We start from the raw sequence: 21784 nt of genomic DNA, 5'->3' as shown, positions 1-21784 counted from the left end.
TAATATGTTCATTCAAATCAACCAACTTAATAAGCATCAATTAACAGAACTTGACGATTTGGTTGCCGAATGTAAAAAAAAAGATGGCAATACCATTCCCATTTATAAACACCTACTCTCACAACAGCGCAATAAACCTTGCAATGTCCTATTTTATCATCAACAGCATTTAGTAGGTTTTATTAGTGCTTTTTTCTTTTATGAAACAGCATGCGAAATTGTTTTAATGATAGCCCCAGCCTTTCGCAAACAGGGAATTGCATTAAAATTACTGGCAAAACTGCTTCCCCTGTTTAGAACTTACTTTATTAATACCCTCATTTTCCCTGTGGCTCATGGACTAAACGAACCCTGGATATCCAATTATAATTTCCATTATCAGCATAGCGAATATGAAATGCAACGATTGGGTAGGCAAGGAATACCACATCAACAAAATGTGCTGCAAATGCGGTTGGCTACAAGCTCTGATCTTGAGTTCATCTGCACGATTGATAAGGCTTGTTTTCCACAACAAACCGATACGACCATGCACTTACAAGCCCTCTTAGCTGATAAAAACTATAGTATTATTCTTGCCCTATTAAATGATGTTATCATCGGCAAGGCACACCTCCATTGGTTAGAAGATAATGTTCGCCTTACCGACATCGCCATTACGCCCATACATCAGGGGCGTGGCTTTGGTCGCTCTCTTATTTCCTATTGCATTAATTATGCGATAAGACAAGGTAAATCAGCCATCATTCTGGATGTAGAAACCAAGAATAAAAAAGCCTTAAGCCTATATACTAATCTGGGTTTTAAGATAACAAACGCTTGTGATTACTGGCTCATTCCAATTAATGCATTCTCTGGTCAATTTACTTGACGGCTTTCAATGCCACCATTAGTATTGCGTTGCATATAAAGGAATAGCAGCAAAAGGCAATAAAATGAGGATACGGCATGAAAAGAAGGGTTGTAATCACTGGTATGGAAATAACATCCTCCATAGGATGCGGACTCGAGGCATTTTGGCACGCTGCAATTAATGGCATTTGCGGTATTAAACGCATCCAATCTTATGACCCCTCTCCCTACACAACTCAAATTGCCGGAGAAATTACTGATTTATCCTTAGCTCATTTGCCTGAATTTGATAAACGAAAACGCTATCCTCGCACAGCACAATATGCCCTATATTGCACTCATCATGCCATTGAACGCGCCGGATTAACCGCGCAGGAATTGACTACTGCCGGTATATACATCGGTACTAGTCTGGGAGGAGCTCCTGAGCTTGAATCCGCTTATCAAGCATTCTTTATGGAAAATTGGAAAAAATTCCTGCCTTAAGCGTCATTCGAGGCATGCCCAATTCGATTGCGAATCACATTGCCATTGCATTTGGTGTTGGCGGCCCTAATTCAACCATTTCCAATGCATGTGTTTCCTCAGCAGAAGCCATTGGTCATGCTTATCAACAAATCTCTCAGGGAAGATTATCGATTGCAGTATGCGGTGGCACTGAATCCTTAGTCTGGGAAGCAACCATGGCAGCCTGGTGCAAATTGCGCGTGATGTCAACGCAAAACGACAAGCCAGAACAAGCCAGTCGCCCTTTTGATAAGCATCGTGATGGAATGGTCATGGCGGACGGCGCAGGCATATTAATTCTTGAAGATATGGAACACGCGCGCGCGCGCGGAGCCAAAATATACGCAGAAATTATTGGCTATGGCGCAAGCTGTGATGCTCATCACATCACAGCGCCTCATACTTCGGGCCAAGCACGTGCAATTCAAGCTGCCCTTGATGATGCCAAACTGGCAATCAGCGACATTCAATACATCAACGCACACGGAACTGGCACTCAGTTAAATGATGTTACTGAAACAGAAACCATTAAAATGGTCTTTGGTCCTCTTGCCTATAAAATTCCTATTACGGCACAAAAAGCCATGACGGGTCACGCCATTGGAGCGGCCGGAGCAATGGAAATCATTGCAACCGCCTTAAGCTTACAACATGGGATATTATTACCCACCATCAATCTTCATGAACCCGACCCCTTATGCGATTTAGATTATATTGCTAATGAAGCCAGAAAACAGCGCATTGATATCGCTCTTTCCAACCATTTTGCGTTTGGTGGAGCAAATGCAGCTTTAGTGTTACGTGGGATATAAGCGATAGGATTCGCAACTTCATCATCATCACGTTATAATTGCAAAATTTTTGCAGGAATATAAGGTTATTATGAATGCTTCATTATTTGAAATAGCAACCATGGTTCAAGGCGTGGTGGTTGGCGATGAAACGCTAAGGGTTTCAGCATTATCACCCATTGATAATATCACCGCCAATTCCTTAGTCTTTGCCGAAGGCGATGACAATATCAAAAGAGCAGAGGCTTCCCAAGCAACCGCCATCTTGGTAGCAAATCAAGCCCAGGGAATCAACAAGCCAGTGATTCAAGTCTCCAATCCTCTTAAAGCGTTCATCACTCTTCTCAATCATTTTTACCCAGAACTCAAGCCTGATACAGGCCTTCATCCAACTGCCATTATTGCAGACAATGTTAAACTTGGCCGTAATTTGTCGATTGGTCCTTATGTTATTATTGAAGATGGCAGCAGCATTGGTGATAACTGCATTATTAAGGGCCATGTTCACATAGGCCGGGGCGTAAACATCGGCGCAAACACCACATTATACCCACATGTAACCATCTATGATGGCTGTCAAATCGGTGCGCGCGTCAATATTCATGCATCCGCGGTAATCGGTTCTGATGGCTTTGGTTATACTCAAGATAATGGCAAGCATTTGAAAGTACCGCATGTAGGGAATGTCATCATTGGCGATGATGTAGAAATCGGCGCTAATACCGTGGTTGATCGCGCCACCATGGGTTCTACTATTATTGGCGAAGGAACTAAAATCGATAATCTTGTTCAGGTTGCCCATTCAGTAAAACTTGGCAAACATAACATTCTATGCGCATTTACTGGCATTGCTGGAAGTACAGTTAGCGGTGATCACGTTATCTTCGCTGCCAATGTTGGCGTTAGCGATCATGTCCGTATTGACAATGGCGTTGTGCTGGGAGCCCGCTCTGGCGTTCCTCCGAAAAAACATTTAAAACAAGGCAATATTTATTTAGGAAATCCGGCCAGACCAAAAGATAAAGCCATTGAGCAAGAACTTGCAACAACACGTATCCCCATCATGCGCAAAAATCTGAAAGCATTAACTGAAAAAGTAGAAAAGCTGGCCAAACAAATAGAGCAACAGGAGAATTAATAACCATGTCCAAGCCTTTGGTTCTGGTTGATGGATCATCCTATTTCTTTCGCGCTTTTCATGCATTACCCCCGCTGACAAATTCTAAAGGGCAGCCTACTGGTGCAATTTATGGGGTTGCCAATATGATTAAGCGTTTGATTAAAGATTATCAGCCTGAACGTATGGCCGTCATTTTTGATGCAAAAGGCAAAACATTTCGTGATGAATGGTATCCTGATTATAAAGCCCACCGTCCTCCTATGCCTGCTGAATTAAGCAGTCAATTTAATCCCTTGCAATCGGTACTTGCAGCCATGGGCTTGCCTTTATTAACCGTTGAAGGTGTGGAAGCCGACGACGTAATAGGCACCCTGACCAAACAAGCAACGACGCAAGGCTTGTCCGTTTTAATCTCAACGGGTGACAAAGATATGGCGCAATTAGTCAACCCGCAGGTTACGCTCATTAACACAATGACAGGGACCGTGCTTGATGGTGACGGGGTTAAAGAAAAATTTGGTGTAAGGCCGGATCAAATCATTGATTATCTAACATTGACCGGGGATCCTTCTGATAACGTTCCAGGTGTAAAAAAATGCGGCCCCAAAACGGCTGTTAATTGGTTAAATGAATATAAAACCTTGGATAATTTAATTCAACACGCCGATGATATTGGGGGTAAAATTGGCGAAAATCTGCGTGTTGCCTTATCGCATCTACCACTTGCAAAAAAATTAGTCACCATACAGACCAATCTTGAGTTGCCGGTCACCATTGATGATCTGATCCCTCGCGCAATTGATCGTGAGCAATTAATTGCTCTTGCCCGTGAATTTGAATTCAAAACCTGGCTAAAAGAATTATTAAATGAAGAATCACAAAATAACCAGGCAGCAACTAATGCCCCCAAACAGGCGTTAGAAATCATCACTACCCAATCTCAGCTCCATGATTGGATAGAAAAATTACAATCCTGTTCAGAGTTTTGCGTGGATACCGAAACAACCAATCTCGATGCTATTTGCGCCAGTCTTGTAGGAATTGCATTGGCTATAGACGCCAATTTTCCTGTTTATATTCCCCTAACCCATGATGATAACAGTCAGCAATTAGAGCGTGAAGAAGTCCTCACCGTTCTCAAACCAATCCTTGAAAACCCCAATATAAAAAAAATTGGTCAGAATTTAAAATACGATTACACCGTATTGAAAAATCATGGCATCACCCTTAGAGGCATTTTTTGTGACACCATGCTGGAATCTTATGTGTTAAATAGCACTGCCGCTCGCCATGATATGGATTCACTTGCCTTAAAATATCTTGGTTATAAAACCATCAGCTTTACTGATATTGCCGGCGTGGGAGCAAAACAACTGCGATTTAATCAAATTCCTGTGGCAAAAGCAGCACCCTATGCGGCAGAAGACGCAAGCATTACCTTGAAATTACATCAAACTCTTTATCCAATGATGGATGAACGCTTACGCAGTGTGTTTCATGAAATAGAAATGCCGTTGCTTACCGTTCTTGCAGAAATTGAGCGCCATGGCGTTCTTATTGATACCACGACTTTGGCTAAACATGGAGAGCGCCTAAAAGCCGAAATCGTGGATTTGGAAAAAGAAGCATGGCAATTAACAGGTAAAACATTTAATTTGAATTCCCCCAAACAATTGCAGGATATTTTATTTAATGAACAACAATTGCCAGTTCTCGCTAAAACCCCAACTGGTCAACCATCAACAGCCGAATCTGTCCTTCAGGAGCTAGCGTTTGACTATCAGTTACCTGCTGTAATCCTGAGATATCGCGGTCTAAGCAAATTGGTTTCCACCTATATTGATGCATTACCAAAACGAATCAATCCTCAAACTCACCGCGTTCATACCTCATATAATCAGGCAGTAGCTGCAACAGGGCGCCTTTCTTCCAGTGATCCCAACTTACAAAATATACCGATTCGTACGGAGGAAGGGCGTCTGATCCGCAAAGCATTCATTGCGCCAGCCAATCACTTATTATTGGCCGCAGATTACTCCCAGATTGAATTGCGCATCATGGCTCACTTATCCAAAGATGCCAATTTGCTCAAAGCATTTGCGCAAGGTTGGGACATCCATGCGGCCACCGCCAGTGAAATTTTTTCTGTGAACTTACAAGAAGTGACAGCAGAGCAACGTCGTAGGGCAAAAGCAGTTAATTTTGGTCTAATATATGGAATGTCAGCATTTGGCTTAGCCAAGCAACTTGGGGTCGAACGTGAAGATGCGCAATCTTATATCGACAAATATTTTGAACGCTATCCCGGCGTGTTGGAGTACATGGAAAGAACACGCAAGCAAGCTCATCAGCAAGGTTATGTAGAAACCCTATTTGGAAGACGTTTGCACTTACCAGAAATCAATGCCCGAAATATGATGCGTCAAAGGGCCGCAGAACGTACTGCTATTAATGCTCCAATGCAAGGCAGTGCTGCGGACATTATTAAAAAAGCCATGCTGGCCATTGCCAACTGGCAAAACAAACAATCCATCAAAGCACGGATGATTATGCAAGTGCATGATGAGCTGGTTTTTGAAATACAGGATGATGCGGTGGATGAAATAAAAACAACCATTAAACAACTTATGGAACACACCGTTGAATTATCTGTGCCACTGGTGGTCTCTATAGGCACTGGCAAAAATTGGGATGAGGCGCATTAACAGCACCCTAATTTATGCGTAAAAACGTGCCATATGAATTGACGAAGAAGGCCGGGTGTAATATCTAAAATCAAATTCAGCGGCCAAATGAGCCAACGATTGATGCAACCGCTTGGGGCACATTATTTTGTTCCAGCTGCTGTATTCGTTAAAATGCTTATTATGTTGATGAAATATTTCGGCAAATTGCATGCGCATATGCTTGCAATCTGTCCAGGCAACCACAGCAGCATTGGGGTATTTTCTCCATAATACATCGGCTAAAGCCGGGCCATTGCAATAACGGCCTTCACCTGCTCCCAGATCACCATCCAGAACAATCAGTTCAGGTTGATATTTTTCAAACTGCTTTAAAGCAACATAGCTATTATGAGCAACGGTTACTTGTACATGCTGACAAGCCGCTTCCAACAAACGAGTCAGACAAAACGCATTAAATGCATTATCCTCAACAATTAATACCCGCATTACCACTCTCCTTAGTCAATGGATAGCAGTATAACGACCGAACCTTAAGAAAAAATTAACAACGTTGCTTTTAAAAAATTGCCTCAGGGCGATTTCATCAAAGTTTAAAAACCAATCACTTTTTTAAATATTGTGTAGAAAGAGCGGCTTTCATTCGTTTAAGGTGGTTGCCAAGCGGCAGCTATAGGCATTTATCAGATGAGTGGCTTTCTTATGATTGCGTTTATGAGAAGAACCTCGCATCGTTTTTCCGTCAATAGCAATGAGGTCATCGGTAAATAAAACACATATCCCTTGTATCCACTCTCGCAAGCACCGCTCAAATTCTTTGGGGTCAATTAAAGAGAAAACTCGGGCTAAAGTTTGGTGACTGGGTATCCCTTCACTTAAATCTATCCATTGGCTTAACCAGCGTTTACGTGACTTTGCTAATAACTCCATAGCCTTCCAGCTATCACAACCACAAACTAGACCGCAAAGAACAATCACTAGAATACTTAACAATGAATAAGTACAACGACCACCGACTCGTGGATCCCTTATTGTGAGAAAACAATCGAACAAATATTGATTTTTTCCAAATTTACGCGTAACTTGCATCATAATCAGGCTCCTTCTTAAGATTTTTATAATCTACGTTGCCCAACGTAGGCGCCTGATTCTTAACACCTTTTTCTTTAATCGCCAGGTTAATAAGTAAACTCTTCTACAATTTACCTCTTCTCCGTGATGAATTTTTAAACTTTGATGAAATCGCCCTGATTGTCCCGTACAAAGAAAATCCCCAAGCAACAAAAATTAAGATAGAAAGCGCCGACCTATATGTTATATAAGCTACTGATTTAAAAATAAATAACTCAACAGCTATTGCAGTATTGATTGCAGATAAGCAATTAAAGAAGCCTTATCAGCCGGCATTGAAGTAAATCCGATGTATTTATCCGGACGCAGCAAAATCACGGCAGATTGATTGATATCATAAGTATGGTGTACCTCTTGCCCTTCATCCAGCCACACAAGACATGGCGATGCTGGGATATCCATGGGTTGACTTAAAATAAGATGAGAAACGATCGTCTCCGGATGATTTTTTTTAATAAATTTTGCTATTTCTACCAAATTCATAACATCGGATGCATTTTTTCCTGAGAAAAGAAATAAATGATGCAAAGTACCGTTAACCATTTCAATCAACGATTGACGCTGTCCGTTATCCAGACGTGATAAATTAAAATTTGGAACAAAATGTCCAGCTTTCAGCCGTTTAAAATGAGCTAAATCTTTAACGATTGGACTGCCCGCATAGGAAATTTCCAACTCAGCCATCTGTCTTGTCAATTTATTTTGAATAAAATCAAACGACATCATTAATGACATAAAAGCATTGCGTATTTTGATAAGCACGGGATTCTTTATGAGCATCATTCGCGTCATCATATCTGTCTTTTTCAATACTTCTTTTCCTATGGGATATCGTTCCAAATGATAACTGTTAAGAATTGTTTCCTGGGCATAGCCTTTTTGTACCAGGGCCAATTTCCATATCAAATTATAAATATCCTGGATGCCAGTATTTAGACCTTGTCCCCCCATGGGGCTGTGAATGTGGGCAGCATCCCCGGCAAAAAATACTCGCTCGCGGCGATACTGCTGAATTTGGCGATGATGAATATTAAATTTTGTAATCCATATTGGATTAGATAATTTGGCTGAATCAGAGCTTCGTCTATTAAAATGATCTTGAATATCCTCGAAGGTAGGCTCTTTGTCATCGGGCGCCGTTAAAATCAAACGATAGCGTTTTTCACCCATAGGAAAACAAGCCACCAGTTCGTGTCCATGCAGATAGACAACCATGCGCTCTTCAGGCATTGCCCAATCAATTAATAGGTCAGCCAACCACCAATTTTGACTATATTCAGCACCAATAAACGGTATATTAAACAAATGACGAACCGTGCTGTGGGAACCATCGCAGGCAATCAACCAGGTGCTATGCACCTGTTCAGAAGAACCATCCTCTCTGGTTAAGGTGGCTTGAACGCTATTAATATTTTGAAGAATAGCAGTCAACTCCGTCTGCCACTCGACCCTCCCTCCTTTGCTCAATAAACCATCAAATAAGATACGCTCTGTTTTATCTTGTGGTAAATCAACGATAAAATGACTGTTTGCTTCAATGTTGGTAAACATTGCGTTAATTAATGTTTTACCATGTGATTTAAGTAAGATGCCTTCTACCTTATGCCCTTGCGCCAGTATTTCCGTAATCAATCCGCAGTCTTGCAAAACATCCTGGGTACGAACATGAATAGCTAATGCCTTGGATTTGTCACTTAAATTGGTCTTCTTATCAATAATACGGCAAGTTAGCCCATGCCGTATTAATTCATTTGCACAAAATAATCCAACAGGTCCTGCTCCCACAATCAATACATCCAATAATTTCTCAGCCATGACTTAAATCCTTTTATATTGGAAATTTGCAACATCCAGATATATTAGATATCCACCTTATAAGATTATTATTTCAACGTTATTATTTCATTAGGTTTTGCAATCAACACCCGATCGGCAAGTCGTTTGGCAAACAACCCATTTTCTACAACACCTGGAATCATATTGATGGCATTTTCTACTTCACAAGGAGAGTCTAAATTCAGGCCAAATACATCAAGAATGATATTACCATTGTCTGTAATCAATCCTTCTCGATACTGCGGATCGCCCCCAAGTTTCACTATTTCTCGTGCCACAAAACTTCTGGCCATTGGGATCACTTCTACAGCAATCGGAAATTCGCCTAAATTCTCGACTAGTTTTGTTTCATCTACAATACAAATAAACTGCCTGGCAGTGGTAGCAATGATTTTTTCTCGTGTTAAAGCACCGCCACCGCCTTTAATAGTTTCACGTTTGAAATTAACTTCATCTGCTCCATCAATATAAATCGGCAAATCATCGGCAACATTTAAATCAATAACAGGGATACCTAATGAACGCAACCGGGTTTCTGTTGCATTGGAGCTGGCAATACAGGCATCAATACGGTGCTTAACCGTTGCCAGCTCCTGAATAAAATAATTCACCGTAGACCCAGTACCAACACCAACAATCATATTATCATCAATATAGGAAAGTACGGCTTTTGCCACTTTTGCTTTTAATTCACTCATTCATAAGACCTTAAAAAGTGAAAAATCTATGTTCCCGGCTGATATTAAATTTTCACATAATTAATCACTTATTTCCATTATAGAATAAGTCCATGTATTGCATTCATTGAAATACGCGTATAATGCTTGCAAAAAATAACGAGAAGATAATCATGATTTACGACAATATTCTACACATCATTGGCCGTACACCTGTAGTAAAAATCAATCACATTGGAACAGAACTTCCCTGTGCATTATATGGAAAATGTGAGTTTCTCAATCCCGGTGGTTCCGTGAAAGATCGTATCGGTTATGAAATGGTAAAAAATGCTGAACGAGAAGGACGCATTAAACCTGGCGATACGCTTATTGAACCAACTTCTGGTAATACCGGCATTGGTATTGCGCTTGCTGGCGCAGTCATGGGCTATAAAGTAGTAATCACCATGCCCAATAAAATGAGCCATGAAAAGCAAGCTGTTCTTGAACGTCTGGGGGCCACCATTTACCGTACCCGCACGGAAGCGGCATGGAATGATCCAGACAGTCATATTTCCTTAGCCAAGCAATTACAACAAGAGATTCCCAATTCTCATATCCTCGATCAATATTCCAATCCGGATAATCCAAATGCACATTATATTGGTACGGCACAGGAAATTATTGATGATTTTGGCGATGATTTACACATGGTTGTTGCTGGAGTTGGAACCGGCGGCACCATCACCGGCATCGCAAAACGATTGAAAGAACATAAACCAAACATTCAAATTGTTGGCGTTGATCCTATCGGTTCTATTCTTGGAGGAGGAAACGAAATCAAGCCCTATCATGTGGAAGGGATAGGCTATGACTTTTTCCCAGAAGTCCTTGATAATACATTGATTGATGCCTATGTTAAGACCAACGATAAAGATTCTTTTCATATGGCCAGGCAATTGATTCGCAAAGAAGGTCTACTGGTAGGCGGCTCCAGTGGGGCAGCCATGTGGGCGGCACTTCAGGCAGCTAAAACATTAGAAAAAGGCCAGAAATGCCTAGTCATCTTACCCGACTCCATTCGTAATTACATGTCAAAATACGCCAGTGATGAATGGATGAAAGAACAAGGTTTAACAATCTAGTGACTCCTCTTAATACGAGACACTAGCTAAAACAATGCATTCTGCCATTTTTTGGCATGTCCGCAAAATGGCAAATATCCTTCAGCATGGCATTTAAACATTTAATAGCAATGTCTTAATTTTATTGATAGCATGGAGGCTATAATTACTTTGAATAATTTTTTAAAATCTAATTTATCAAAGCCTGATTGAAAATTCAATTTCAAGGAACATCTCATGTCAAGATTAAGGACAATCTTAAGCAGTCTGTTTTTGTCTTTATTTTGTGTTTATGGTTCGGCCGCACAAAATTCTTTATTGCAAACGCCAGTCGAAAAAATTCCTTATGCTGATACCTTGGAAGATGCAACGTTCAAAAAAATTCTTACGCTTTATCAAACTAAGTATGGAGCTGAGTGGGTTCAAGCGATGAGTCAATTGTTAGATCAAGATGCAGTTATGCTGCATTGGCAAGGTCAACAAACGATGCCAATACGAGGAGCAACCAATATCCAAAATTATTTAACAAAAGAGGTACAACAATACCCGATGCTTACCAAAAATGTAGGGCGTTTTATGGTGGCAGGCAGTCGAGTAGGGGGAGGGAACGATCCCGAAGGAAGCGTGTTAATATTATTTTACGTTGGCTCTACTCAGCCTGAGAATAAAAAGCCGTGGGTTTGGGCCGGATGTGACATTATCACGCTCTCTCATGGGAAAATAATAGATTGGCGAATAGAGGAAGATACTTATATGAAATGGGTGAAACATCCCGAAAAAATTGATATTCAAAATGAATACAACATTATTGATAACTATTGGAAGCCAATGACCACCACCAATAATTTAGTAGGAATGGCTTATGTACAAGATTTAAAACGTACAGTTATGCCCACAAAACAACGTGGTGATCTACTGTTGCAACGTATGAAAGACTCCATCGAGCAATCCACTTGGGAGCCAGATGGCATTTTGTTTTTAAAAGGCAAAAACAATGTAAAAGCAATGTTTTTTGATGGGCTTTTGTCGGTCTTACCTGATTTTTATGAAAATGTGGAGCGTACTCTGGTTTCTGGTAATGCCTTTATTATGATCCAAAACCCATCTGGGACTCAGTCATTACCAAATGGGAATAATCACCGTGCTTGGTACAATTGTGATATTTACTTTTTTGATGGGGTTAATATTAGCGCTATGCTGTTTCAGCGCGATACCCAAATGGATATTGTAGAAGAACAACGTGGAATGAAACAATGATAAAGTCTGTTTGGGGCTGCATCATTGTTTTTAGTATATTTTTCCCCTCACTAATAATGGCAGAGAATCGTTTGGCTAAAACAGCTACAGCACTGACAGAAACGGAATCGGTGCTATTTTCTTCCCAGCCCATTTCTCTTCCTCCAGGCGTAAAACAGGTAAGTATTCCCTTCCTAACAGCAAATTTGGATGATTTCTCTGCTTTATTGGGACAATCCCCCTTACCGACACCAAAAATAAAATCATCTCTTTTAGGCTACTTGCCAAACAAAAGAGCACGCGGCGTTGTGATTATTTCTCCAAGTTCAGAAGGAGTTCGTGACGCTTTAATAGGTGAACACATCCGTAATTTTTTAAAGATATCTTATGCAGTCATTGTGGTTGATTCATATTCAATCCGTGGTACAACTGAAGTACTGCATAACCAGGCACGGGTTAGTTTTCCTGCACAAGTTTTGGATATATTACTAGCCATCAAAAAAATACAGAATATGAAACAATTTGCTCCTCTTCCAATTGGGTTATTTGGAGCGTCGAGAGGTGCTATGGCAATTACTCTCGCTTTAGATAAACGTTTGTTTAACACATTGGCAATTAATGCCCATATACGCTGGGCTTGTGTGCTCTACCCTTTAGCTAACTTATATTACGATTTAGCCGACATACAACCTGTGCAATTGCCTTTTCTCTCTATTGTGGCAGAAAAAGATGATGAGGTTTCACCAAAACAAGCTATTGATTATGCTCATTCTATTAAAGAAAAAAACCCTCAAATGCAGCTCATGATATGGCCTGATGCCGTTCATTTATTTGATGCTCCTTTTGCAAAAATCTGGCTTCCCGATGCAAATTCAGCACTTCATACTCCAATTGTATTAATAGATGATAAAGGACATTTTATTTTTCATGAAAAATCTATAAGTAATTGGTCTGCCGTGGTTGCTTTATGGAAAGAGTATGAAACCAAAGGAATACATATTGGGCATACCAATAATAGTAACCGAAAAGTGCTGGCGGTAATTAAAAATTTTGTGAATAAAAATTAATGGGATGGAGTTTTAAATGAAAAGGAGCTCTTGGTTTAAACGTATTTTTACCGGGATCAGTTTATTAATAGTGGCGCTAAATAATTATGCAACCCCTTCAGCTATGGAGAAAAAAACAATTTTTACTACCGATGTTGTGATCGTTGGTGCCGGATATAGCGGGTTGTTGGCGGCGCGCGAAATTTCAAGAGCAGGCTATCGCGTTACTTTAGTAGAAGCCCGTGAACGAGTGGGCGGTCGAGCTTTATCTGTGCCATTACCCGGAGGGGCTGTAGCTGATTTGGGGGCTGGATGGATCATAAGCCCCACGCATCACCATATGATTGCCTTGGCTAAAGAATATAAAGTAAATCTTTACCCTACCTATATCACGGGTGATGCATTAATCATGGAAAATAATAGTATTCACCGCGTACCTATGGATGAACTATCGTTTTCTCCTAAAAATCCCCCGCCAACTTTGCAGTCTGCAGCGAAGGTCTTAAATCATTTGATTACGATGAGTGAATCGCTTGATCCAAACCAACCTTGGCTTTATCCGAACGCAGAAAATTTAGATAATATTACTTTTCTTGAATGGTTTAAGACCAACTATTCCAATTTGGATACAAAAAACGCGCAAATTGTTGTACGTACTATTGAGGGTTATATTGGTCCATTAAGTAACACATCCTTATTGAATGTATTAACCTACGCCAAAATGTCCCATGGATTTGAAAACTATGCGGATATGAAGCATTGGTTGCGTGCTGAAGGAGGTGTTGCTGCCATAGCCTATAAAATTGCAGATGAATTGAGCAAAAATCCTAAAAATAATCTTTTATTCAATAACCAAGTATATCGAATTGATCAATCCGACTCGATGGTCACAGTCTATGCTACCAAATCCATTGTACATGCAAAATATGCTATTGTGGCAGTTCCTCCTGCTGTAGCAAGTGGCATTCATTTTCAACAGGATGGAAAACGAATTGTACCTAGAGCGGGCGCTACAAATATGAACCAACGTGTGATAATGACCCCGGCATTTAAAGCGATGTTTGTTTATAAGACACCGTTTTGGCGAAAACAAGGATTATCAGGTCATGTAGTTAGTCAAACAGAGCCCCTTGGAGTAGTATGGGATGCCTCTCCTCTAAATACGGAATCTGGCTGCTTAATTATGTTAAACACTCCTTTTAATTCACATCCAAATCTCGCGGATATGCAATCTTCTGAGCGCGAACAATTATTAGTAAATTCTCTTGCAAAATTTTTTGGTGAAGAGGCTCGACATTACCTTGCCTATGTAGAGCAAATCTGGGATTCACAGTCTTTTTCTCTTGGCAGTGTGGGAGTGCCTACTATTGGTTCTTGGGTGAGCTACGGTCAATATTTACGCCAACCTATGGGACGTATTCATTGGGCAAGTTCCGAGCGAGCAACAGAATCTTGGGCTCAAATGGACGGGGCAGTTCAGTCAGGAATACGGGTTGGGAAGGAAGTATTAACGGCATTACATTCGTAATGCCTATTCAAAATAGTAATGAATAAATTTATAGAATGAAAAAATTGTGAAATATACAAACATTTATTCTTTATAAGCAGCATTGACTATAACATCAGCGCAAAACACTATGATGTCTTACTTCATCAACCTCATCGATTTGAGCAAAAACCCGCTCGGCTGGCATATCGCCGATGCTGATGGCACGAGCAAGCGCATGGATCAATTCGGCAATAATGTGCTCATCGTACTGTTCCTTGGTTAAAACAAGAGCTTCTGGCTCTTTTTGTGCCTGGGTAATGGCTTCAAAAAAATGCTGCGTACCATGCTCAGTCCCTACGTATTGCACCCGCCCTTGCAAATAATCACTGGTCGCCATGCCTTTCACATAAAGTTTTAACAAATCAGCTTTACTTAACTCACCGGCGGCAACCATCGCTGTTAAACGGTGTCGTAAAGATTCAAATTCTTCTTGCAAACGTTTGTCTTCTGTTGCAATGACTGCAAGAATTTCAGATAGGTTAGGATCATGTTGGACTGCATTGGTCCTAACCACAGGAGCAGGTTTATGTCTTACTGCAGCAAATTCTTCTTGGTGAACAACCCGGGGAATGTAATGATCATTTTGAAGCTGCATAACGATACCAGGATTAGCAGCACCGGCATTGTATTGCAATCTCATAGGCAACTCTTTGCCTTTCTCCACCACTCGCACCTCAATGGGAAAATCCAACGCATTTGCCAATGCAGCAATGGCACTTTCATCCATCCAAGTGGATGGCTTACGCATACTATCCGGAGAAGTATTCTCGTGGCTACCAACAAAAGCGCCACGATATCGGGCAGGATTGACACAAAGCTCATTAACAGCCATTTGTCTTAACGTATAAGATAGTTTTTGAATCAATTCCGCCATGGATACACGCCTTGTTAATTCGCGCAATTCTTCCGTTGGTGTTGCCAAAATCATATTGGAACCATGCTCCGGGAAATAAGCGACATGTTGTTTCAGCACTCTGGCAATTACATTAGCTTTGATGCGTTGTCCACTTAAAAAATTATCAATAAAACCAGCAGCTACGGACCGAAAACCACAATCGCCAGTACCACCCATATTTACAAAGGCTGACCGTAATTTTGCAACCGCTGCAGTTCGAACTGGAGGATGTCCAAAAAAACCTGAGTGTTGGCGCACCGTCGGCATAACACTCTCCTGTAATGATGTGAATAACTTCATTGTAATGAATAAAGATTAAGAAAGTATTAACTATTGTTTTACAATATCGTGTTTAAAATTCATACTCTAGCTCACGCAATTGCTCTATTTTAAATTCCCCACCAAATACTTTAGTATCCTTCAATCATGGATCTTCAATCTGTTGAATCAGCCCGTGTTAGGCGTCCTAAATCCTTTTCATACTAGCCTGGTGGGATAAATAGGCTCCGTAAAAAAATGAAAGTAAAATATCATTCATCACTCTAAACAAGGAAACATACTATTTACAATGTGCCTTGATAAACTGAATTACTTCCTCAGTAAAAACCGACTCGTTCCACAGATCATTATGCCCGCGTAGAGGAAAAGAATACATTTTTTTTGGCTGATTTGCCGTATTATAAAGAACAACACCTTGTTGATAAGGCACAATAGGATCACGCTTACCGTGCAATATTAACAGAGGCACCCGAATGGATTGGATTCGTTTTAATGAATCAAAGCGATCCCGCGGTTTGATAAAAAGCCAAGGATAGTGATAACGTGCCAAAGCCGTAAGTGAGGTAAAAGGAGACTGCAGAATCAACGAACAAATCTGATGATCAGATGCCAATTTGGTTGCGATTCCCGTACCCAGGGATTCTCCATATAAAACCATGTGCCGGGGTTGAATTCCTTGTGCTTGTAAAAAAGCCATCGCCGCCTGTCCATCTAGATATAAGCCTTGTTCTGTTGGAGAGCCGGCATTTCCCCCATAGCCACGATATTCTAATAGGAATATTCCAAGTCCTGCCTCCAGTAACTGACGTACAAATGGCATTCGGTAACCAATATGTCCTGCATTGCCATGTAGATAAAGCACCGTGGGTTGGCCTTTCGCCGCCGGTTTATACCAGGAACTTAATTGCAATCCATCTTGTGTCTTTAGGTGAATCACTTCCATATCGCTGGCATGAAAATCAATCTGCTTTGGAACTTCCCGCAGCGGGAAATAAATTAGATGACGTTGCCATACATATAAAAATATCATTAGAACGCCGAAAACAAGCAGACTGACAATGACCAACTGTTTTATCATCATGACTCTCATTAATAAAAATTTCTAACTCTATTCTGGCTTTGCAAGAAACAGATATCGCAAATTCCCTAATAACAGGTATATAATCAATATAGCAATGAGATGTCCATGACAACATGATTTGCCCAAGGTGTACCCAGATAGAAAAAAATTGCTGAAAACCGCAACATACATCAGCGAGGAGGTCTACATGGAGCACATGGATGAGCAAGACATTCTACGGTTAAAAGAGTTATTACGCCGTACAGGGGAATTTATTGCCTATTTTGAATTCGCAGAAACAAAAATGATGGAATGGCGCCAAGATATTGAATTACGGGCATCGTCTCATCAGCAGCAGTTTCAGGAGCGATTATGCTCTTTGCAAACTGAACTTAATTCCCTTCAAGAAATATTTACCCAGGCCGGACTAGCACGTTTTCGTCTAACGGCAGAAAATGCCCTTAAACAAGGAAAAGAGTATTTGACTGCTATGCAGCAAATTGAGCAGCAAATCCTGACGCATCTATCCAATAACCAAAAACAACTGTCCAAATTTTGTGAACAAGCCGTCACCGAGATCAATCAACATACCATGCACGCACTGGAACGTATTGATAACCAACTATCGCAATATGATCCGCAACACTTTCACCGTATTGCTAATGAAAGCTGTGAGCAAGTTGCAAAATCAGCCAACCATGTCATCCTGAAAAGCGACAAATTATTACGCATGTTTCAATGGAGAACCGTTGCCTTGGCATTTCTCACTTCACTGCTTACAGCCTTTTCCATTGGCCTATACATAAGTGATGAATTCCCATGGGAAATTCACCAACACGCCATGAATGAACGCGGAGCAGGAAAAATGCTGATGAATGCATGGTCAAAATTATCCTATCAGGAAAAATAAAAATTCTGGGAGAACCTGTTAATCAAAAAAGTTGACTCCTGTGAACAATATCATCTTCTTATTTTTTTGAGTCTATTGATTCTCATCTTTCTGCAGACCTTACGCCAAATGAGAATCAATATCTGGAGAAAAAAATTACACATAAAGCAACACTTGAACATTTACCAGCAATTATTTGCCGATATTAATGGTTTTAAGCTGTCGCGCAAGGCACGAGCAAGTCAAGATGCCATGGAATATCTCTATGGAGAGATTGATTTTGTTTCCTTCATCGCTTTGTTATCATGCACAAATCCTACCAAAAATACGGTTTTTTATGATTTAGGTAGTGGTATTGGGACAGCCGTGCTGGCCTGCACCATGGTATTTGACGTGGAAAAAAGCTGTGGTATTGAGTTATTTAGTAGCCTGCATCAGGCTGCTCTAAAACAAAAAGAAGCGTTAGAACAAATTCCCGAATATTCAACGGCTGCCAATAAAATTCACTTTATTCATGGTGATTTTTTAAAAACCAACTTTTATGATGCAACCCTGATTTTTATAAATTCAACCGCATTTATTGGGGATACTTGGAGCGCACTTTGCCAGCGATTAAACAAGATGCCTGCTGGCACTATAATTATAACAACCAGTAAAAAACTTCCATCGCAAGACTTTCATGTGATTCGAGCCACCACGGTAAAAATGAGCTGGGGGTTGGTGACTGCCTATATTCAAGAGCGGTTGATGCAAATCAAAAATAAAAATCCACTCCATGCAGTTGATAACATTGAATAATTTTATTTCACGTCTATACTAATATCATAATATACAAATAACTGCTCAAATGAGTTCTTGATGCCCTGTGCTTCAAGTTGGGGAGTTAAAAACGAGATCACCTGTAGTATTGGTGGGAAATTAATCACACTGCAAATAGAGGTGGACATGATTAAATCTGAACTCATTGCAAATCTTGCTGCAAAAACGACGCATCTGCCCGAAAAGCAAGTCACAAACAGCGTTAACTACCTTCTTCAGTTAATGAGTGAAGCACTGATTCAAGGTAAACGCATTGAGATCCGCGGATTTGGCAGTTTTTCACTGCATTACCGCCCTCCGCGCAATGCACATAATCCAAAAACAGGAGAAAAGGTAGTCACTGAAGCAAAATACAGTCCTCACTTTAAGCCAGGTAAGGAATTACGAGAGCGAGTTGATGCTTCACGACATCGTCGACCCATCAGTGATGAATAAAACCTTAAGTGCGCGGTAAAGTTACGCCGGTTTGTCCTTGATATTTACCATTCCGATCACGATAGGATACAGCACATACCTCACTTGCTTCCAAAAATAGCATTTGCGCAACGCCTTCATGCGCATAAATTTTCGCTGGAAGCGGTGTTGTATTGGAAAATTCCAAGGTAACATGACCTTCCCATTCTGGTTCCAAGGGAGTTACATTCACAATAATCCCACAACGAGCATACGTTGATTTTCCCAAACAAACCGTCAGGATATTGCGCGGTATGCGAAAATATTCCACGGTTCGTGCCAATGCAAATGAATTTGGCGGAATAATGCAAACATCCGCTTGCACATCAACAAAACTGTTTTCATCAAATGCTTTGGGGTCAACAATGGCTGAATTAATATTGGTAAAAATCTTAAACTCATTGGAACAGCGCACATCATACCCATAACTGGAAACGCCATAAGAAATAATGCGGCCCGTTTCATTTTTACGAACTTGGCCTGGCTGAAATGGAGAAATCATCCCATGTTCCATCGCCATCATTTCTATCCAGCGATCGGATTTGATTGACATAAATACCTCTAATTACCTAACGCAAAGATAACCTCCTTCTATCATATCTTCCTCGGGAAAGAAAGCACTTTGTACCGCAGGCCTTCATACATGACCAAAAATTCTGTTATGCTGCTGAGGCGGGCAACCATCCACCAAAATAATCCAATACTCAAGTCAAGCCACTGAGGATTGTTTTGCTCAATCAAATTTATCTCCATTGCCTTTGGTATATCAGAGTTACCATGCCAACCCAGGAATGGTTGCCCCGCCTGCGCGGGCATGACATGCATCAGACGCTACTCTTTTTTATTAAAATTTTTTAAAATTTCTCCCAATTCCATTGGCATAGGAAAAATAATTGTCGATGCATTCCCACCTCCCGCAAGTCCAGAAAGTGTTTGTAAATAGCGTAACTGCATAGCTTGCGGTACTCTTGCCAAGACTTCGGCCGCTTGCGAAAGTTTTTCAGACGCTTGCAGTTCACCTTCTGCATGAATCACTTTTGCCCGTCTATCCCGCTCTGCTTCTGCCTGTTTGGCAATTGCACGAATCATACTTTCATCAAGATCAACGTGTTTGATTTCTACGTTGGATACTTTAATCCCCCAACCATCTGTCTGGGCATCCAGTATTTTTTGCACGTCGCTATTTAACCGCTCGCGTTCTGCCAACATTTCATCAAGTTCATGCTGGCCAAGTACAGACCGCAATGTCGTTTGTGCCAATTGACTGGTCGCTTCAAAATAATTTTCTACCTGAATAATCGCCTTTTGTGGCTCCATTACACGAAAATACACCACTGCATTTACCCGTACAGAAACGTTATCGCGAGAAATAACATCTTGACTGGGAACATCCATGACGACCGTGCGTAAATCAACCCGAACAATTTGTTGCAGCACAGGAATGATGATGACAAGCCCTGGCCCTTTCACTCGCCAAAAACGCCCCAGCATGAAGACAACCCCTCGCTCATACTCTCTAAGTACTCGTAACATGGACACCAATAAAAAAACAAAATAATGATCAAAAATCCCATAAATGCCATTTCATTCTCCTTCTATTTCTCTTACCTCAAGCTTTAACCCATCCACACCCACCACAATGATGGGCTTATCTGCCTGAATAGGCTCATGGGCATAAACACTCCAAATTTCCCCACGAATAACGGCCTGCCCCTCCAAATTAATCATCGCTAACGAACGGCCTTTAGACCCAATTAATAATTGAGTCCCGTGTTGTACCGGTTTTCGTCTCGATTGAATAGCCATACCAAGTAATGCTATAAAAACTATAATATTGGCAGCTGCCATCGCCCAAATGGCTGACCAAGCGATCTGATAGCTTTCATGCTCCGTATCAATTAACAAGATTGAGCCAATAATAAATGCAACTGAACCTCCTAATCCTAACGCACCGAAACTAGGAACAAATGCTTCAGCAACAATAAAAATCAAACCTAATAATATCAAAGCCAATCCAGCGTAATTTATCGGCAACAATTGCAGCGCATATAAAGCAATCAGCATGGATACTGCTCCAATAACGCCTGGCGCGATGAAGCCTGGATTCATTAATTCAAAGAAAATGCCATAGATACCTAACAATAAGAGTAAATAGGCAATGGTTGGATCTGTAATAACCAATAAAAAGCGCATGCGCCAATCTGGTTTGATGGACTCAATCTCTGCATTGGCTGTATTTAACTTAATTTCTCGCCCAGCCTGGTTAACTAACAAGCCATTGACCTTTGCTAATAAATCATCACTATTTTTAGCAATTAGATTAATAACACCGGCTTTTAATGCTTCTGGCGCTGTCATGGTTGCCGCATCTAGAACCGCTTTTTCCGCAAAATCAGCATCACGTCCTCGCAATTGTGCAAGTGATCGTATATAGGCAATCGCATCATTGGTTACCTTTTTTCCCATGATATCTTTTTCTTTTCCATCCTTATCCTCGCCATTCATTCCACCGGTCAGATTCACTGGGCTAGCCGCTCCAAGATGAGTCCCTGGTGTCATTGCTGCAATCGTACTGGCATAGAGCAAATAAGTGCCAGCACTAGCCGCTCGCGCACCTTCAGGCGTGACATATATCGCAACAGGGGTGTAGGAAGTGAGTATGGCTTGAACAATTTGACGCATGGATTTATCCAATCCTCCAGGCGTATCAATCTTAATAAGAATTAAATCCGCTCCTCGTCCTTTTTCAATACCACGAATGAGATAATCCGCCGTAGCTGGTCCTATCCCGCCATGCACCGATAATTCAATTACTTTTGCCGCCATGGTCATTTGAGCACATGTCAACAATAGG

At 40.9% G+C, this 21784-nt stretch carries 19 protein-coding genes and 1 pseudogene; 11 read left to right on the top strand and 9 right to left on the bottom strand.

The genetic code is table 11. From position 1 onward, the window contains the following. The first annotated feature begins 4 nt into the window (after window positions 1–4). The 4 genes and pseudogenes from LOA_RS00595 (at window position 5) to polA (ending at window position 5975) form a co-directional block, all read left to right on the top strand. Window positions 5–871 (top strand): GNAT family N-acetyltransferase, encoded by an 867-nt coding sequence (locus LOA_RS00595; RefSeq protein WP_025384704.1) that lies wholly within the window; start codon window positions 5–7, stop codon window positions 869–871. A 77-nt stretch (window positions 872–948) separates the two neighbouring features. Next, a pseudogene (locus LOA_RS15675) lies at window positions 949–2171 on the top strand (beta-ketoacyl-[acyl-carrier-protein] synthase family protein). Window positions 2172–2241: 70 nt separating this feature from the next. Then, complete coding sequence (gene lpxD, locus LOA_RS00585; RefSeq protein WP_025384703.1) at window positions 2242–3288, top strand: UDP-3-O-(3-hydroxymyristoyl)glucosamine N-acyltransferase; 1047 nt, start codon at window positions 2242–2244, stop codon at window positions 3286–3288. A 5-nt stretch (window positions 3289–3293) separates the two neighbouring features. Further along, a complete protein-coding gene (gene polA, locus LOA_RS00580; RefSeq protein WP_025384702.1) occupies window positions 3294–5975 on the top strand; it encodes a DNA polymerase I in 2682 nt (893 codons plus the stop codon). A 12-nt stretch (window positions 5976–5987) separates the two neighbouring features. Here the strand turns inward: polA and LOA_RS00575 are convergent, their stop codons facing one another. From LOA_RS00575 to rpiA, 4 genes are all read right to left on the bottom strand, one after another. Beyond that, the gene (locus LOA_RS00575) at window positions 5988–6443 is read right to left on the bottom strand and encodes a response regulator (protein WP_025384701.1); all 456 of its coding nucleotides are present in this window, start codon (window positions 6441–6443) and stop codon (window positions 5988–5990) included. Window positions 6444–6593: 150 nt separating this feature from the next. Next, window positions 6594–7046 carry an ISAs1 family transposase gene (locus LOA_RS13995; protein ID WP_025384700.1) on the bottom strand — a complete coding sequence of 151 codons (453 nt, stop codon included), beginning with the start codon at window positions 7044–7046 and terminating at the stop codon, window positions 6594–6596. 261 nt (window positions 7047–7307) lie between these two features. Beyond that, a complete protein-coding gene (locus tag LOA_RS00565; protein ID WP_025384699.1) occupies window positions 7308–8900 on the bottom strand; it encodes an FAD-dependent oxidoreductase in 1593 nt (530 codons plus the stop codon). Between the two features lie 68 nt (window positions 8901–8968). After that, entirely contained in the window at window positions 8969–9619 is a 651-nt protein-coding gene (rpiA, locus tag LOA_RS00560; RefSeq protein WP_025384698.1) for a ribose-5-phosphate isomerase RpiA, read from the bottom strand. Window positions 9620–9771: 152 nt separating this feature from the next. Here rpiA and LOA_RS00555 point away from each other — a divergent pair, with 152 nt between their 5' ends. The 4 genes from LOA_RS00555 to LOA_RS00540 all read left to right on the top strand — a co-directional run bounded on the left by LOA_RS00555 (window position 9772) and on the right by LOA_RS00540 (window position 14514). Continuing rightward, entirely contained in the window at window positions 9772–10725 is a 954-nt protein-coding gene (locus LOA_RS00555; RefSeq protein WP_025384697.1) for a pyridoxal-phosphate dependent enzyme, read from the top strand. A gap of 216 nt (window positions 10726–10941) precedes the next feature. Beyond that, window positions 10942–11961, top strand: coding sequence for a nuclear transport factor 2 family protein (locus LOA_RS00550; protein WP_025384696.1), 1020 nt, complete (start codon window positions 10942–10944; stop codon window positions 11959–11961). Next, window positions 11958–13007 carry a dienelactone hydrolase family protein gene (locus tag LOA_RS00545; RefSeq protein ID WP_025384695.1) on the top strand — a complete coding sequence of 350 codons (1050 nt, stop codon included), beginning with the start codon at window positions 11958–11960 and terminating at the stop codon, window positions 13005–13007. Before LOA_RS00550 ends, LOA_RS00545 begins: the two co-directional genes overlap by 4 nt. A 16-nt stretch (window positions 13008–13023) precedes the next feature. Beyond that, a complete protein-coding gene (locus tag LOA_RS00540; protein WP_025384694.1) occupies window positions 13024–14514 on the top strand; it encodes a flavin monoamine oxidase family protein in 1491 nt (496 codons plus the stop codon). Window positions 14515–14608: 94 nt separating this feature from the next. Here LOA_RS00540 and LOA_RS00535 read toward each other — a convergent pair whose 3' ends face one another. Further along, entirely contained in the window at window positions 14609–15697 is a 1089-nt protein-coding gene (locus LOA_RS00535; RefSeq protein ID WP_025384693.1) for a hypothetical protein, read from the bottom strand. A 292-nt stretch (window positions 15698–15989) separates the two neighbouring features. After that, a complete protein-coding gene (locus LOA_RS00530; RefSeq protein ID WP_025384692.1) occupies window positions 15990–16787 on the bottom strand; it encodes an alpha/beta hydrolase in 798 nt (265 codons plus the stop codon). Between the two features lie 190 nt (window positions 16788–16977). On the opposite strand from LOA_RS00530, the gene LOA_RS00525 reads away from it, so the two are divergent. The 3 genes from LOA_RS00525 to LOA_RS00515 all read left to right on the top strand — a co-directional run bounded on the left by LOA_RS00525 (window position 16978) and on the right by LOA_RS00515 (window position 18912). Next, window positions 16978–17679 (top strand): hypothetical protein, encoded by a 702-nt coding sequence (locus tag LOA_RS00525; RefSeq protein ID WP_042238596.1) that lies wholly within the window; start codon window positions 16978–16980, stop codon window positions 17677–17679. Between the two features lie 108 nt (window positions 17680–17787). Continuing rightward, the gene (locus tag LOA_RS00520; protein ID WP_081726667.1) at window positions 17788–18456 is read left to right on the top strand and encodes a class I SAM-dependent methyltransferase; all 669 of its coding nucleotides are present in this window, start codon (window positions 17788–17790) and stop codon (window positions 18454–18456) included. Between the two features lie 147 nt (window positions 18457–18603). Next, window positions 18604–18912 (top strand): integration host factor subunit beta, encoded by a 309-nt coding sequence (locus LOA_RS00515; RefSeq protein WP_025384691.1) that lies wholly within the window; start codon window positions 18604–18606, stop codon window positions 18910–18912. A 4-nt stretch (window positions 18913–18916) separates the two neighbouring features. On the opposite strand, the gene dcd is transcribed toward LOA_RS00515, so the two are convergent. From dcd to LOA_RS00495, 3 genes are all read right to left on the bottom strand, one after another. Further along, the gene (gene dcd, locus LOA_RS00510) at window positions 18917–19483 is read right to left on the bottom strand and encodes a dCTP deaminase (protein ID WP_025384690.1); all 567 of its coding nucleotides are present in this window, start codon (window positions 19481–19483) and stop codon (window positions 18917–18919) included. Window positions 19484–19761: 278 nt separating this feature from the next. Next, window positions 19762–20463, bottom strand: coding sequence for a slipin family protein (locus LOA_RS00500; RefSeq protein ID WP_025384688.1), 702 nt, complete (start codon window positions 20461–20463; stop codon window positions 19762–19764). Between the two features lie 51 nt (window positions 20464–20514). Next, window positions 20515–21762: an NfeD family protein gene (locus LOA_RS00495; RefSeq protein WP_042239054.1), complete on the bottom strand. Its 1248-nt coding sequence runs from the start codon at window positions 21760–21762 to the stop codon at window positions 20515–20517. Window positions 21763–21784: the final 22 nt, after the last annotated feature.

Source organism: Legionella oakridgensis ATCC 33761 = DSM 21215, from assembly GCF_000512355.1.
Classification (GTDB): Bacteria; Pseudomonadota; Gammaproteobacteria; order Legionellales; family Legionellaceae; genus Legionella_A; species Legionella_A oakridgensis.
The sequence above is the reverse complement of the archived record's forward strand: the minus strand, read 5'-3'. Positions and strand labels throughout refer to the sequence as shown.

Coding starts and splice junctions, on each gene's coding strand:
- LOA_RS00550 (WP_025384696.1), top strand. CDS start 10,942: ATGTCAAGATTAAGGACAATCTTAAGCAGTCTGTTTTTGTCTTTATTT.
- LOA_RS00545 (WP_025384695.1), top strand. CDS start 11,958: ATGATAAAGTCTGTTTGGGGCTGCATCATTGTTTTTAGTATATTTTTC.
- lpxD (WP_025384703.1), top strand. CDS start 2,242: ATGAATGCTTCATTATTTGAAATAGCAACCATGGTTCAAGGCGTGGTG.
- LOA_RS00565 (WP_025384699.1), bottom strand. CDS start 8,900: ATGGCTGAGAAATTATTGGATGTATTGATTGTGGGAGCAGGACCTGTT.
- LOA_RS13995 (WP_025384700.1), bottom strand. CDS start 7,046: ATGATGCAAGTTACGCGTAAATTTGGAAAAAATCAATATTTGTTCGAT.
- LOA_RS00575 (WP_025384701.1), bottom strand. CDS start 6,443: ATGCGGGTATTAATTGTTGAGGATAATGCATTTAATGCGTTTTGTCTG.
- rpiA (WP_025384698.1), bottom strand. CDS start 9,619: ATGAGTGAATTAAAAGCAAAAGTGGCAAAAGCCGTACTTTCCTATATT.
- LOA_RS00535 (WP_025384693.1), bottom strand. CDS start 15,697: ATGCCGACGGTGCGCCAACACTCAGGTTTTTTTGGACATCCTCCAGTT.
- LOA_RS00495 (WP_042239054.1), bottom strand. CDS start 21,762: ATGACCATGGCGGCAAAAGTAATTGAATTATCGGTGCATGGCGGGATA.
- dcd (WP_025384690.1), bottom strand. CDS start 19,483: ATGTCAATCAAATCCGATCGCTGGATAGAAATGATGGCGATGGAACAT.
- LOA_RS00500 (WP_025384688.1), bottom strand. CDS start 20,463: ATGTTACGAGTACTTAGAGAGTATGAGCGAGGGGTTGTCTTCATGCTG.
- LOA_RS00555 (WP_025384697.1), top strand. CDS start 9,772: ATGATTTACGACAATATTCTACACATCATTGGCCGTACACCTGTAGTA.
- LOA_RS00530 (WP_025384692.1), bottom strand. CDS start 16,787: ATGATAAAACAGTTGGTCATTGTCAGTCTGCTTGTTTTCGGCGTTCTA.
- LOA_RS00525 (WP_042238596.1), top strand. CDS start 16,978: ATGGAGCACATGGATGAGCAAGACATTCTACGGTTAAAAGAGTTATTA.
- polA (WP_025384702.1), top strand. CDS start 3,294: ATGTCCAAGCCTTTGGTTCTGGTTGATGGATCATCCTATTTCTTTCGC.
- LOA_RS00520 (WP_081726667.1), top strand. CDS start 17,788: ATGAGAATCAATATCTGGAGAAAAAAATTACACATAAAGCAACACTTG.
- LOA_RS00540 (WP_025384694.1), top strand. CDS start 13,024: ATGAAAAGGAGCTCTTGGTTTAAACGTATTTTTACCGGGATCAGTTTA.
- LOA_RS00515 (WP_025384691.1), top strand. CDS start 18,604: ATGATTAAATCTGAACTCATTGCAAATCTTGCTGCAAAAACGACGCAT.
- LOA_RS00595 (WP_025384704.1), top strand. CDS start 5: ATGTTCATTCAAATCAACCAACTTAATAAGCATCAATTAACAGAACTT.